This is a genomic window from Vibrio sp. 10N.222.55.C6 (genome assembly GCF_041473395.1).
Taxonomy (GTDB): domain Bacteria; phylum Pseudomonadota; class Gammaproteobacteria; order Enterobacterales; family Vibrionaceae; genus Vibrio; species Vibrio crassostreae_C.
Genome location: NZ_JBFRSD010001175.1, coordinates 1 through 306 on the forward strand (window position 1 = coordinate 1; position 306 = coordinate 306).

Annotated in this window: 1 pseudogene; it reads right to left on the reverse strand. The window is 35.6% G+C overall.

What is annotated here, in order from left to right:
* A pseudogene (locus AB4486_RS28065) lies at nt 1–192 on the reverse strand (endonuclease); the annotation flags it as partial.
* Between the last annotated feature and the right edge of the window lie 114 nt (nt 193–306).

A 306-nucleotide genomic window follows, 5' to 3' on the forward strand; every position in this document is an offset into this window, starting at 1 on the left:
CTTGCGACCATTAAAGTAGTAATAAAAACCGTGTGGTTGAGATATGTACCCTTTAACATCAGGGTTATATTCGAGATGGAAACAAAAATCGAACTCTAAAACAGAGAGAGTGCGAACAACAGCATCATTTTTCAAGCTCATGAACTTGCAGATGTTGTGAACGTGAGAGGATTTTTTGGTTTGGTCAAACATAGTGCGCATCACTTTTGTTGTAAACCTACAACAAAAAATAGACTATGCTGACTTATAGTGCAAATTTGCTAACTTCTTTGCAATTTATGCTAAGTTAGTTTGCAAACATCATTC